This is a genomic window from Arthrobacter sp. DualSoilB13, from assembly GCF_055389195.1.
Genome location: NZ_AP035865.1, coordinates 2382287 through 2395401 on the forward strand (window position 1 = coordinate 2382287; position 13115 = coordinate 2395401).

The 13115-nt window shown below is 61.3% G+C and carries 13 protein-coding genes, 2 tRNA genes and 1 riboswitch; of the genes, 2 read left to right on the top strand and 13 right to left on the bottom strand.

The features are described 5' to 3' along the window. Positions 1-174: 174 nt before the first annotated feature. Positions 175-1329 (bottom strand): class I SAM-dependent methyltransferase, encoded by a 1155-nt coding sequence (locus tag ACZ5J0_RS10885; RefSeq protein WP_464093105.1) that lies wholly within the window; start codon positions 1327-1329, stop codon positions 175-177. Between the two features lie 173 nt (positions 1330-1502). Between ACZ5J0_RS10885 and ACZ5J0_RS10890 the strand changes: the two genes are divergently transcribed. Beyond that, positions 1503-1880, top strand: a complete 378-nt coding sequence (locus ACZ5J0_RS10890; RefSeq protein ID WP_142939016.1) for a cupin domain-containing protein — start codon at positions 1503-1505, stop codon at positions 1878-1880. A 62-nt stretch (positions 1881-1942) separates the two neighbouring features. Here the strand turns inward: ACZ5J0_RS10890 and ACZ5J0_RS10895 are convergent. After that, positions 1943-2015 (bottom strand) — tRNA-Ala (locus tag ACZ5J0_RS10895). 390 nt (positions 2016-2405) lie between these two features. On the opposite strand from ACZ5J0_RS10895, the gene ACZ5J0_RS10900 reads away from it, so the two are divergent. Next, on the top strand, positions 2406-2996 hold the full coding sequence (locus ACZ5J0_RS10900; RefSeq protein ID WP_223940419.1) for a ScbR family autoregulator-binding transcription factor: 591 nt from the start codon (positions 2406-2408) through the stop codon (positions 2994-2996). 79 nt (positions 2997-3075) lie between these two features. On the opposite strand, the gene ACZ5J0_RS10905 is transcribed toward ACZ5J0_RS10900, so the two are convergent. From ACZ5J0_RS10905 to thiD, 11 genes are all read right to left on the bottom strand, one after another. Next, positions 3076-3151 (bottom strand) — tRNA-Ala (locus tag ACZ5J0_RS10905). A 116-nt stretch (positions 3152-3267) separates the two neighbouring features. After that, complete coding sequence (gene rsfS, locus ACZ5J0_RS10910) at positions 3268-3672, bottom strand: ribosome silencing factor (protein WP_142939014.1); 405 nt, start codon at positions 3670-3672, stop codon at positions 3268-3270. Positions 3673-3774: 102 nt separating this feature from the next. Beyond that, positions 3775-4995 carry a hypothetical protein gene (locus ACZ5J0_RS10915; RefSeq protein WP_464093106.1) on the bottom strand — a complete coding sequence of 407 codons (1221 nt, stop codon included), beginning with the start codon at positions 4993-4995 and terminating at the stop codon, positions 3775-3777. 7 nt (positions 4996-5002) lie between these two features. After that, positions 5003-5623, bottom strand: coding sequence for a nicotinate-nucleotide adenylyltransferase (gene nadD / locus ACZ5J0_RS10920; RefSeq protein WP_250821229.1), 621 nt, complete (start codon positions 5621-5623; stop codon positions 5003-5005). Positions 5624-5678: 55 nt separating this feature from the next. Then, complete coding sequence (locus ACZ5J0_RS10925) at positions 5679-5918, bottom strand: hypothetical protein (protein ID WP_142939011.1); 240 nt, start codon at positions 5916-5918, stop codon at positions 5679-5681. A gap of 84 nt (positions 5919-6002) precedes the next feature. Next, positions 6003-7367, bottom strand: coding sequence for a glutamate-5-semialdehyde dehydrogenase (locus ACZ5J0_RS10930; RefSeq protein ID WP_142939010.1), 1365 nt, complete (start codon positions 7365-7367; stop codon positions 6003-6005). Next, on the bottom strand, positions 7364-8545 hold the full coding sequence (gene proB, locus ACZ5J0_RS10935; protein ID WP_142939009.1) for a glutamate 5-kinase: 1182 nt from the start codon (positions 8543-8545) through the stop codon (positions 7364-7366). Before proB ends, ACZ5J0_RS10930 begins: the two co-directional genes overlap by 4 nt. Next, entirely contained in the window at positions 8535-10121 is a 1587-nt protein-coding gene (gene obgE, locus ACZ5J0_RS10940; RefSeq protein WP_142939008.1) for a GTPase ObgE, read from the bottom strand. Before obgE ends, proB begins: the two co-directional genes overlap by 11 nt. Before the next feature lie 154 nt (positions 10122-10275). Then, positions 10276-10539 carry a 50S ribosomal protein L27 gene (gene rpmA / locus ACZ5J0_RS10945; RefSeq protein WP_003803426.1) on the bottom strand — a complete coding sequence of 88 codons (264 nt, stop codon included), beginning with the start codon at positions 10537-10539 and terminating at the stop codon, positions 10276-10278. A 61-nt stretch (positions 10540-10600) separates the two neighbouring features. Continuing rightward, on the bottom strand, positions 10601-10909 hold the full coding sequence (gene rplU, locus ACZ5J0_RS10950) for a 50S ribosomal protein L21 (RefSeq protein WP_018777818.1): 309 nt from the start codon (positions 10907-10909) through the stop codon (positions 10601-10603). 398 nt (positions 10910-11307) lie between these two features. Beyond that, on the bottom strand, positions 11308-12852 hold the full coding sequence (thiD, locus tag ACZ5J0_RS10955) for a bifunctional hydroxymethylpyrimidine kinase/phosphomethylpyrimidine kinase (RefSeq protein ID WP_142939007.1): 1545 nt from the start codon (positions 12850-12852) through the stop codon (positions 11308-11310). Further along, positions 12843-12941, bottom strand: a riboswitch (TPP riboswitch). (Overlaps the previous gene by 10 nt.) Positions 12942-13115 lie beyond the last annotated feature (174 nt).

The following is a 13115-nucleotide window of genomic DNA, read 5'->3' on the forward strand; positions in this document are numbered from 1 at the left end:
CTGATGCCCCTAGTCATTGGGATGAACTTCGTCGAAGTTGGTCTTTGTCTGAATCGTACGATACCGCCGCCGTTGGGGATATGAGCACACGCTGACACCGGCATCAGGGCTTGGTAACGATGCCGGTTGAGTGTGCCAGCGGCAGCCATGTGCTCAGATCCTTGATGGCACCGCTTAAGACTTCCGACTCCGCGTTACCGTGAATTTTGGATTCCGGCCTTCCTCCACCGTCGGCCCGATATGCCGTTCAAGTGCCGCGCGGTACTGCAGATGGCTGTTGTAGACGGTCCACAGCTCTCCACCAGGGGCGAGAACCCGCGCAGCAGCCTGGAACATTTTCAGAGCTGCGCCGGCGTGAACACTGGCGCCCAAGTGGAACGGCGGGTTCAGCAGGATGAGGTCCGCGCTGCCTGGTTCAAGGGTGGACATGGCGTCATCGTGGATCACTGCCACCCGCTCCCCCAGTCCGTTGGCCTTCGCTGTTGCCTTTGCTGAAGCGACGGCCGCAGCGGATTGGTCGGTGGCGACCACAAGGGCATCCGGATGGCGAAGTGCGTACATCGTGGCGAGGATACCGGTCCCGCAACCGAGGTCAACAGCCTGCCGGGCAGCCGGTATACGGTCCATGAAGGTCAGCAAGTAGCGCGTGCCAATGTCCAGGCGTGCGCCGGAGAAAGCAGCGCCATGCGCACAAACCGTAATCCCCAATTCCGGAAGGGACTCCACCACCGGAAAAGGGTGATCATTCGGCGCTGCTTTGGGCTCACGCGCCACCAGAACCCGGGACTTCTGCCGGGCAAGTTGCGGCTGGACTGATGCGAAGTACCGTTCCAGGACTGCATTCATGCCGAGCGACATGTGCTTGACGCGACCTCCGGCGAGCAGGACCGCCTCCGGGGCAGCAAACCTGGCTACGGCGTCGGCGATTTCCTCCAACTCAGCCAGCGACTTAGGCAACTGCAAAAGCACTACGTCGGCGTCGTCCAATAGCTCCCGGCTCAGCTCGTGTCCGGTGAAGCGACCCTCCAAGCCGGCAGAAACTGCGTTGCGTTCCAGCGCCAGCCTTCCGGAGAACAGATCCTGGTTTACGCGTACATGCCCGACGGCGAGTCCAGCCAGGGCGCCTAACGTCAGGGCGCCGTAGCGGTCGCCAATGACAACCACCTTGGAGTCGGGGCCAACCAGATCTGTAGCCGTCTCCAGCAGGAGCCTGTCTGTGGCATCAAAAGCCTGAAGGTTGTCCGCCTCGACGTCAGGAAGCCTACTCAACCCGCCCAAGAGCGCTTCAACATCCATTACCGTCACGTTGAGTTTCTCGCTTTCATGCATAACTGTCTCGACTTTACGGTGGCGTGGGAGGAACCTAGTGCTTGCAGGACGCAAACACCTGTCATGCCTTCCAGTGGCAACCACGGAGGCGGCAGGCACAGGTCACGGCGACCCCTGGAGCCAGGCACCGGGATCTACCCATCATTTGGGCTCCCCTCCCTCTGTGAGAAGCCATGAGTGTCAATGTTGTCACGAACCTTGAAGTAAAGTCCCACAACTCTCCCGACGAAACGAGGCGACCCAACAAGACGGTGCTGGACCTCGTCACCGTGGGCGAATACACAATCGGCCGGATGACCTTCGAACCAGGCTGGACGTGGGCCGACTGCATCAAACCTGTAGTGGGCACCGACTCGTGCGAATTGAGCCACGTAGGATTCTGCGTTTCCGGCAACTTGGAAGTAGAAACCACCGACGGCGGCAAGATCAACATTTCAGCCGGTGATTCCTACAGCATCCCGCCGGGTCATAACGCCCGCGTGGTGGGCGACCAACCGTTCCAAGGCGTCGAGTTTGTCAGCGGCGCCGAATTCGCGCGCCCCGCCGAGTAACCCCGAATCCACACGGACAACGAAAAAGACCCCGCTCAATGAGCGGGGTCTTTTTACCGAAGTGGAGCTGAGGGGACTCGAACCCCTGACCCCCTGCATGCCATGCAGGTGCGCTACCAGCTGCGCCACAGCCCCGGATTTATAGTGCAAATCCGCTACTTCCAAGCGGAATGATTTCTCTTCCCGTCGAAGCAACTCGTCAATACTAACCACAATCGCTTGAGAAGCGAAATCGTCTGAATATGACCTGCATCACCGCGATAGGTTGGCCCGCCGAGGTTGCCGCAGCCGAGGTGCGTTGGATCATTCCACCGCACCTCCCCCCAAAACCAGCTGCGCCGGAGCCGCCCTCAACCAAACGGCATGGCTCCCCCTGAAGTCTAGAATTTCCTGGCACTAAAACCAAACCGTTCAGTCGGTTTAGGATTGCTGAGGCCCGTCGCGCCCCCGGTGGTAGCGTTGTGGAGTCTCGACGGCGGCCCACCCCTCCGTCTCCTGACTCACCCGAGAGGCCACCCACCACCGATGCAACAACGTGCGAAAGACACCAGGCTTTCCGTCATTGAAGGTGCCGCCCGGGTTTTCGCGGAAATCGGCTACGGCAACGCAAGCCTGACCGACATCACCAAGCGCGCCGGCGTCACCAGGGGTGCGCTCTACTTCCACTTCACCTCGAAGCGGGAGTTGGCATTGGCTGTCATCGAGGAACAGCACGCAATCGTTCAGGCGGCAGGATCTGAAATAGCAGCCTCGGAAGCCCCTGCCTTGGACAGGCTCATAGGCCTCTGCAGGATGTTCGGGCAACAACTCCTGGACGAACCCGTGGTCCAAGGCGGCATACGACTGACTTTCGAAGCCTCCGCGTTCGACGCTGACGTCTCGGGCCCCTACCAGGATTGGATCAACACAGCGGAGCAGCTGCTGCGACAGGCAGCCACGGACGGCACCGTCCGTGCCGACCTGGATGCCGCCGCCTTTGCCAGATATCTGGTTGCATCCTTCACTGGAGTTCAGATGGTTTCCGAGGTCCTTACATCACGTGAAGACGTCCTGCTGAGGATCGAACAGATGTGGGAGTTCATGCTGCCGGCTCTACAGCCAACCAGTTCCAACTAGCCAGTTTTCCGCGGGGACGTTTTTCCAACGCAAAAAGGTCCTGCCCTCTTCATGATTCATGAAAAAGACAGGACCTCGTTGGTGGAGCTGAGGGGACTCGAACCCCTGACCCCCTGCATGCCATGCAGGTGCGCTACCAGCTGCGCCACAGCCCCATATTCTTGCTGCTTCGCGATCAGCTTTTAGGCTACCCGCGCCGAAGCAACTCAAATATCTTAGAACAGCATTTCCGAAAATTCCAAATCGGACATATTTCGGCAGGCTGCTGCTCCTAGTGCCCGGAATCCTCCGCGGTAACAGCCTTGGCAGAAGCGTCATCGCCCAATTCGAGGTCCACCACAGGGCAGTCCTTCCAGAGCCGCTCCAAGGCGTAGAACACCCGGTCCTCGGAGTGCTGGACGTGGATCACGATGTCGGCATAGTCCAAGAGGACCCAACGACCTTCGGACCGGCCCTCGCGGCGTACAGGACGAAGGTCCTGCTTCATCAGTTCTTCCTCAATACCGTCAACAATGGCATTGACCTGACGCTCGGTGGGAGCCGACGCAATCAGGAAAACGTCAGTGAGCGCCAAACGCTCGCTGACATCCAATGCGACGATGTCCTCGGCAAGCTTCTCAGCCGCGGCACGCGCAGCGTGACGAGCGAGTGTGATGGATTGTTCATGTGCAGACACGGGGTACTCCTTGTTGTGGCCAATGGCCTGTGTTTGGCGTGAGCCATTTGTACAGCGATAGTTCGTGAGCCATTTTGCAGCGATAGTTACTCTCCAGCGGAACTAGCCGCTGGTGATCATGATGATGCCGACGATGAGGGCCACAAGGCCCAGCGCCAGGACGCCGAATTGCAACAGCCTGTTACGTTGAGCGCGGGCCAAGCCCGCAGTGTTGGCATCCAAAGGATCAAGGCCGTACGCCGCGCTGGCCGAAACTGGTGTGCGCTGGGCTTCTTCGTTGGGCTCCCCCGCCGGCTCAGGACGTTTCCTTGCCGATTTCGCTACCGCCTCTGCACGGGCCAGAACGCCGGCGCGGCCACGGGATCCCGACTTTTTGGCCTGGGTTTGTCCGGAGTCGACTGTAGGCCCGGCTGAGGTAATCAGCGGAACAAACGTGGTGCTGGGGCGCTTCATGACGGGACGCTCAATCCCCGGCATCTTCACGAACTCCAGTGGAGTCACCATCGCGAGGTTGTTTGCCGTGGACGGTCCTGCGTCAGCCGTGGGCGACTTCCCGTTCCCGCCGGAACCCGAAGGGGTCTTACCGGAATCCGAAGTGGTCTTTCCGGAATCCATCTGGGTCTTCTCAGCAAGCTTCTGCTTGGCAGCAGCACGCTTGTTCAAGACTGCAGCACGCTCCGCGAGGGCAATCTGCTGAGCCAGCACATCAGGATCCACGGCCAAGGGATCCTGCTCGGCGATATGTTCCAGCTTAGCCGTCTGGTTTTCCACCTGGGCGGCGATCAGTTGCCGAACTGCAAGCGCCTGTTCCACGGACATTTCGGACTCCGCGGGAGCGCTGGAAGGCTTGTTGGCGGCCTCCGGCTGGGGTGCCTCTTGTGCGGTTTCGTCCTCTTTGGCCGTATCCTTTGCAGTCTGTTGCTTGGCTGGCGCGGACGCAGCAGACGATCCGGCAGGCATGGGGACAATCGGATTCATGGAGGTGGCAACTTCAGCCTGAAGTTGCTGGAGGCGCAGCTGGCGACGCGTGGGCGGACCCCCACCGGAGAGCTGCTCCTCCTTGTCGGCCAGCTCCTTGATGGTGCGCAGGGCCGCACGATCCCGGGCACGGATCTGAGAGGACCGTTCCTGGGCCGCAGGCCCTACGGCATCCACCGGAACATCGGCGGCGCGGCGATTGCGGCCGTTCGGACGGTCGGCATGCGGAGGATTTTCTACCTTCTCAGGCGCGGAAGTATCCACGTGCTGTTCCTCGGGGCGCTCTTCACGGGCACGCCGAAGCTCACGCCTGCTGCGGATGGGTCGCTGGTCCTGGCTGCTCATTCAAAACTCATTCAGTACGTGCTTGGTCGTCTGATCCGGACAGTGCGGGTGTCAGATCTGCTTCGATGGGTGGCGCCGCGTACAGTCCATACTTTGCGATGTATTGCACCACTCCGTCAGGCACCAGGTACCAAACCGGATTCCCTGCACCCACGCGGGTCCTGCAATCCGTGGAGGAGATTGCCATGGCAGGAACTTCCAACAAGCTGACGTCATCCCTGCCCATGTCGTGCAGTTCATGCCCGGGACGGGTGACGCCAACGAAGTGGGCCAAGGACCACAACTCGTCCACGTCCTTCCACGAAAGGATCTGAGCCAAAGCGTCTGCGCCGGTGATGAAGAAAAGGTCGGCGTCAGGACGCTCTGCACGGAGATCGCGGAGGGTATCAATGGTAAAAGTAGGCCCCGGACGGTCAACATCCACCCGGCTTACAGTGAACCGGGGATTGGAGGCTGTAGCGATGACCGTCATCAGGTAGCGGTGCTCAGGCCTGCTAACCAGCTTGTGGGACTTCTGCCACGGCTGGCCTGTGGGTACGAAGACCACTTCATCCAGGCCGAACTTTGCTGCCACTTCACTGGCAGCAACAAGGTGGCCGTGATGAATGGGATCGAACGTTCCACCCATCACGCCCAGCCGGAGCCTGCGCCCCGCCTCCCCACGCTGTGTTGCGGCGATAATGTTAGTGGCCTTGGCCGTGCGTGTGCTTGTTCGGGTGCTGGCGGTGCGGATCGGCGTGCTCTTCCACAGCCTCATGGCGGTTGCCAAGGTTGGTGTAGGCGAGGGTTACGAACAGGAGAACCAGCATGAGGGCGAACATCACTGCGCCGAAGACCCACGGCTCGGCCCACAGCGGAGCGAGTTCCTCGTGGCCGCCTTCAGTTTGGGCGGCAATGGACGTGGCGATCTGCTGAAACAGCATCTTCTCCCCTAGTTGGTTCTCAAAGGATTTTTCGACGGCGGGACTCCCCGCCGTTCCGGACTTCTGTTCTATGTTACCGCGTTGCTAGCCGCGGATCTGGCCCTCGCCCTGGACGATCCACTTGGTGGTGGTCAGCTCCGTGAGGCCCATGGGACCCCGGGCGTGCAACTTCTGGGTGGAAATACCCACCTCGGCTCCGAGGCCTAGCTCGCCGCCGTCAGTGAACCGGGTGGAGGCATTGACGATCACAGCTGCGGAATCTATGTCCGCGATGAACTTCTCAGCGTTTGCCAGGTTGTTGGTGAGGATCGCTTCAGTGTGTCCGGTGGTCCAGGTACGGATGTGGTTGACTGCTTCATCCAAGCTGTCCACCATAGCGACGGCCAGATCGAGATCCATGTACTCGGTGGCCCAGTCCTCGTCGTCGGCAGGAACGGTTTCCACGTCCTTGCCCAAAGCAGCAGCGATCCGATCATCCACGTGGAGGGTGACACCGGCCGAACGCAAGGCTTTGGCAACGGCAGGCAGAACCGTGGACCCGGAATGCACCAGCAGGGTCTCTACGGTGTTGCAGACGCTGGGCCTCTGGGTTTTGGCGTTGAGGAGGATCTCCACGGCCATCTCTTCACCCGCGGACTCGTCGATGAAGATATGGACATTCCCTTCGCCGGTTTCAATGACAGGCACGGAAGAGTTGGTCACCACCGTTTGGATGAGATCGCGCCCACCGCGGGGAATGAGGACATCCACACGGCCGCGGGCTCGCATCAGCACGTTGGCTCCTTCGCGGCCGTACTGGTCCACGGTCTGCACCGCGTCAGCGGGCAGGCCAACGGAATCCAACGCTTCGCGAAGAATCCGGACAAGTGCCTCGTTGGTGTTGGCCGCGGCGGAACCTCCACGAAGGATCACAGCGTTGCCGCTCTTCAATGCAAGGCCGGCAATATCTACTGTGACGTTCGGCCGGGCCTCATAAATGGCGGCCACAACACCCATGGGGACGTTTACTTGGCGCAGGCGCAGTCCATTGGGAAGTGTCTGGCCCCGGACCACGTTGCCCACAGGATCGGGCAATCCGGCCAGGTTTTCCAAAGCAGCCACCAAGCCGTCAATACGGGCGGGGGTCAAGGTCAAACGGTCCAGGAGTGCTGCTGAGGTGCCGTTTGCCCGGCCTACGGCAACATCCTTGGCATTGGCTTCCAATACATGCTTCCGGTTCTCCACTAAGGCAGCTCCGATGGCGCGCAGCGCGCGGTCTTTCCATGCGCGGTTTGCCTGTCCCATACGGCGGGCAGCCTTACGGGAGCGGTCCGCTATGGCGTGAACGGCAGCCTGGACATCTTCCGGTGACAACGGCGCGCCGCCTGCTGCAGGGTTCTCCGGCGTCTGGCCGGGGGTACCGGAAACATCAGAGATCACAGGGGCGTCAGGGGTCAGCGCTTCAGTCATGCTCCAAGTTTAGATGAGCGCGATGCCCTCAGGAGCACCAGATCATCAACATGAACAACTTCGCGGTCATAGCCGCGGCCCATGGCTTGGCCCAGCTCCTGGGTGGTGCGGCCCAACATGCGCGGGAGTTCATCGGAAGAGTAATTCACCAAGCCGCGCGCCACCACCGTTCCGTCGTGGGCAACCATCTCAATGGGGTCGCCGGCTTCGAAGTCACCGCTGATGTCCGAAATGCCTGCGGGAAGGAGTGACCTGTGCCGGTCGCGCACGGCTTTCACTGCGCCGTCGTCGAGCATCAACCGGCCCTGGACCGTGGCCAGGTGCGCCAACCAGAGGAGGCGGACCGGCTTGCGATTGCCATTCACGGCGAACCAGGTTCCCACATCCCCGCCGGACAAGGCTGCCGCAGCGTTGGCCGTGGACGTGACCAAGGCATGGATGCCCGAGCCGGCAGCAATGGACGCAGCTTCCACTTTGGTCATCATGCCGCCGGTTCCTACGCCGGCTTTGCCTGCCTTGCCGATGGTCACATCCTCAAGGTCCCGCGGACCTCGGACCAGCGGAATGCGTTGGGCGCCTTGGGAAGGCGGGCCGTCGTAGAGGGCGTCGACGTCGGAGAGCAGCACGAGCGCGTCGGCGCGAACCAGGTGCGCCACCAAGGCAGCCAGGCGATCGTTGTCGCCGAAGCGGATCTCGTGGGTGGCCACGGTGTCGTTCTCATTGACTACCGGCACCACGCCGAGGTTCAACAATCGGTCCAGCGCCCGGAAGGCATTGGTGTGTTGCGTTCGGCGCATGAGGTCATCGGCGGTCAGCAGAACCTGACTGACGGTCACGCCGTGGGCGCTGAACGCCTGCGTGTACCGCGCCATCAGGAGGCCCTGCCCAACACTCGCGGCAGCCTGCTGCGTGGCCAGGTCTTTAGGCCGCTTGGCCAAACCCAAGGGGGCAAGACCGGCGGCGATGGCACCCGAGGACACCAGGATGATCTCCGTGCCTGCATTGCGCTTGTCAGCAAGGGCATTAACCAGCCCGGTGAGGGACTTCTCGGAGATGCCACCCTTGATGCTGGTCAGCGAGGATGACCCCACTTTGACAACAATTCGTTTGGCGGTGGCGAGAGCTTGACGCTCGAGTCCTTCAGCGGTGTCCGGAGCGTCGACAGTCCTAGTCGTCATCACCGGAATCCAGGTGACTTTCCTTCACTGCCTGCGCGCGCCGACCACTGACGGATTCGGTCCAGATACCAGCCTTGCGCTCCGCTTCGAGCTCGGCCCTCGCGGCAGCCTTGGCCTCACGGCGCTCGATCTGCTCATCGCGCTTCTGTGAACGTGTGGGACGGTCACCGATGTCCGCGACGCGGATGTCAGTCCCGCGGGGCGTTGCAAGGAGTTCAGCGCCGGCCATCATGGTGGGCTCCCAGTCGAACACCACGCCATCGTCTTCACCGATGACCACGGTGTCGCCGGGCTTGGCGCCAACCTTGAACAGCTCAGTTTCCACACCAAGCTTGGCAAGACGATCGGCAAGGTAGCCAATGGCTTCCTCGTTGGTGAAGTCAGTCTGCTTGACCCAGCGCACAGGCTTTTCACCCAATACGCGGAACAGGGGCTCGAGGTTCTTCTCCTCGCGGCGGATTTTGAATCCGGACTCGTTGACGGCGCGCGGACGCAGGACGGGAGGTGCCACCTTGGGAGGCGCGGTCTGCACGGCGTTACGTGCTGCTTGGACGATCTCAGCCATGGCAAAGCCGAGCTGACGCAAACCTTCGTGGCTTGTTGCCGAGACTTCAAAAACTCGGTATCCGCGGGCTTCAAGGTCCGGACGGACGAACTCGGCCATATCCTTGCCGTCAGGAAGATCCACCTTGTTGAGGACTACCAACTTGGGGCGCTCATTCAGTGGCACCACTTCACCGTCAACGCCGGCATAGCTCATGTCTACCGCGTACTTCTCGAGTTCGGCTTCGATGATTGCGAGGTCGGAAAGGGGATCACGGTCTGATTCAAGGGTTCCGCAATCAAGGACGTGAACCAGCGCAGCGCAGCGCTCTACGTGCCGCAGGAAGTTATGGCCCAGGCCCTTGCCTTCGCTGGCGCCTTCGATCAGACCAGGAACATCGGCGATGGTGAAGCGCACGTCGCCGGCCTGCACCACGCCAAGGTTGGGAATGAGGGTGGTGAAGGGATAGTCGGCAATCTTGGGCCGGGCAGCAGACATGGCCGCAATGAGGCTCGACTTACCGGCAGAGGGGAAACCGACCAAGGCGATGTCTGCGATGGACTTCAGTTCCAGGACGATGTCACTGGATTCACCTTCGATGCCCAGCAGGGCAAAGCCCGGCGCCCGGCGCTTCTGCGATGAAAGGGATGCGTTGCCGAGGCCGCCTTGGCCACCGGCGGCCGCAATGTACTCAGTGCCCTCGCCAACGAGGTCAGCCAGGACTTCGCCGTCCTTGGTCTTGACCACGGTGCCATCGGGCACGGGAAGAATCAGGGTTTCACCGTTCTTGCCGCCTCGCCAGTCACCCATGCCTGGGCCGCCGTTGGTGGCGTGGCGGTGGGGAGCGTGGTGGTAGTCGAGCAGCGTTGTGGTCTGGGCGGAGACGCGAAGGATGACATCGCCACCGTTGCCGCCGTTGCCGCCGTCAGGGCCGCCGAGGGGCTTGAACTTCTCACGCTTGACAGAGACACAGCCGTGGCCGCCGGTTCCGCCGGATACGTGCAGGACTACCCGGTCTACAAAGCTCGCCACGTGGATCTCCTCAGTTGCTGTCTTACAGCGTTTGTTGCTGTTGCCAGCGCTGTTGCAAAAACCAGTGCGCTACGGCGCCCTAGTCGATTGTAATGCGGTTAAAAGAACGGTGGAGCGGGCCGTTTGGCCCGCTCCACCGGTTCAGAACTTGTTGTTACTCTGCAGCTGCAGCAGCAACAATGTTCACTACGCGACGGCCGCGGCGAGTACCAAACTCAACCGCACCGGCCTGCAGTGCGAACAGGGTGTCGTCGCCACCGCGACCGACGCCTGCACCCGGGTGGAAGTGGGTTCCACGCTGGCGAACGATGATCTCGCCAGCGGAAACTACCTGACCACCGAAACGCTTGACGCCCAGGTACTGAGCGTTGGAGTCACGACCGTTGCGAGTGGAACTCGCGCCTTTTTTGTGTGCCATGTGAAATGCCTGCCTCTAAATTTCTGGGGAAACTGAAAAACCTGAACAGCGGTAACGAAAGTTACGCGATGCTGGTGATCTTGATCTTGGTCAGTTCCTGACGGTGACCCTGACGCTTCCGGTAGCCGGTCTTGTTCTTGAACTTCTGGATGACGATCTTCGGACCACGGAGGTCTTCGAGGATCTCAGCCGTGACCTTGACGTTGGCCAGTTCCGCAGCAGCGGAAGTGACCTTGTCGCCGTCAACCAGGAGCAATGCGGGCAGCTCAAGCGTGCTACCGGCTCCACCGGGGACGCGGTTCAGCGTTACGTAGTCTCCAACGGAAACTTTTTCTTGGCGGCCGCCTGCGCGGACAATCGCGTACACCACTTGGGTACTCACTTCTCTCGACGTTTATTACAAAATTTGCGTGCGGAACCTTGAACCGGAATCAGGCCTGGTTCGCGCTGTGCCTCAACGCCGTGGACTTCTGATCGAAGCCCGCGAGTCATCCCATGAACAATTCCAAGGGGCATAACCCAAGTGTTGGCGTAAGCACCGAAGATCAAGATTACGCTAGTTTGACCTTCGTCTGCAAATGAGGCCGAGTCCGGAGGCTACCTCGTGACTTGCGTCACCAGTTGATACGGACTCTCCCGGCACCGTGCCCATACAGCCTACCGTGTTTGCGCGAGATTAACGCGATTCGGCCAGCGACGCGCGGAAGTGTCCCCGCAATCGCATCGAATCCGCCCAAGGGAACCCTGCCAAAGTGACGCCCGGCAAACTCAGGCAAACAGCCTGGGAGCATCGAAGAATGCGGTCTCGTAACGGCAGGACTGGGTGAAGGCCTCCATCATCGCGGCCCTCTCCGTATCAGAAGCCGCGACCGCCGCAGCATCCGTGAGGCTGATCGCTTTCCGCGTTGCCGCGGCGAAGTCCTCGTCAGCGTAGGTCGTCAGCCAGTCGGCATACGCATGGTCCGCCGCGGCGCCCGCATTCAGGTAATTGGCATGGAGCTGCCGCCCCACCTCCGCGTACAACCAGAAGCAAGGAAGTATTGCGGCGAGAACCACGGCGTAACTGCCGGAAGCGGACGTTGCCAGCAAATGGTCCACGTAGGACTTGGTGACCGGCCCCAGTGCGGTCGGCGCTTCACGGCTGCTTAGCCACGTCCTGTGCAACTCCGACTCTACCTCCAGGCATTGCTGCGATGACCTGGCCCAGAACAGTTGCTCTTCTTCCGTGGGGGCCAGGGCGCCGGCACGTGCCAAGACCCGGGAGTACCCGTTGAGGTAGATCGCATCCTGGGCGAGGTAGTAAGTGAAATCACGTTCAAGGAGTTCGCCGGATTGGAGTTGCTGAATAAAGGGAAGTCCATGAATGGATTCGAGTTCCGGAACGGCCGCCTCCCACAAAGCCGCAGCGAAGGCGCCCGGGGCTGACGCTCGCTGGAGGTGATGGAAGTGATGCACCGGACCGTTCCCCCGGCCTACCTGGAGTTCCGCCGAGGCTGTCAAAGCTCCGAGTAGCCAGGGCTTTACTTCCCGCAGTGATGTTTCCCAGTTGCCCGTGCGGGCCTGGACGGTGGCCAGGGCGGACGAAAGAGAGCAACCGGTTCCGTGGCTGTTGCGCGTCGCCACGCGGGGACCTGATACCTCCACAACATCCCGTGACAAAAGCCCTGTGGTGTTCACCAAGGCATCCGGGCATTCCGGGCCCGGCAAGTGGCCACCCTTGACCAGAACTGTGTTTCCGTACTCCGCAGCAAGCCGCTTGCCTTGCTCCAGTGCCGAAGCCCAGTCTGCTGCCTCAGGCTCCCCCAGCAGCATGGCAAGCTCAGGAACATTGGGAGTAATGAGGTGGGCCAGGGGTAGCAGTGAACGCAGGGCATTCTCCGCGGACTCCCGCAGCAGCCGGTCGCCACTGGTGGCCACCATCACCGGATCAAGAACCACGACGGCGGGGCGCACCTCTTCGAGCCAGTCCCGGACCTGGGCAATGACGGCAGCATCGCCGAGCATTCCGATCTTGACGGCATCAACGATGATGTCGCCGCTAATTGCTTCCAGTTGTTGACGCAGGAAATGCGCCGGAGGGACGTGGACTGCGCTCACCCCCACTGTGTTTTGCGCGGTGAGAGCCGTAATGGCAGCCATGCCGTACCCACCCAACGCTGCAATGCTCTTCAGGTCCGCCTGAATTCCGGCACCGCCGGAAGGGTCCGAACCGGCAATAGTGAGAACGCGCGGGACCTGGCGGGCTGACGTGTGAGCGTCCAGCGGGTATACCGAGTGGAGCGGGTACACAGATGAATGTAGTGATGCAGCCATGAGGACATCCCTTCGCCGGTGCTAACCGGACAGGTTCAACGGGTCTGGATCTCAGCCGGGCCCATCGCCCGGCACCCCGTGTCAGTCCCCTAGCCTAGCCGGGAAGCCTGGTGCTGCAGGTACCGAACCATCCGGGAGCCCGGATGTGACCGTGGAACGCGTCCCCCGCCAAGGATTCAAGGCAACGCGAAAGGGCCCTGCGCTACCGCCGGAGGCAGGTAGCGCAGGGCCCTTTCAGCCGATGTTGGCCGCGGAGAGCGGCT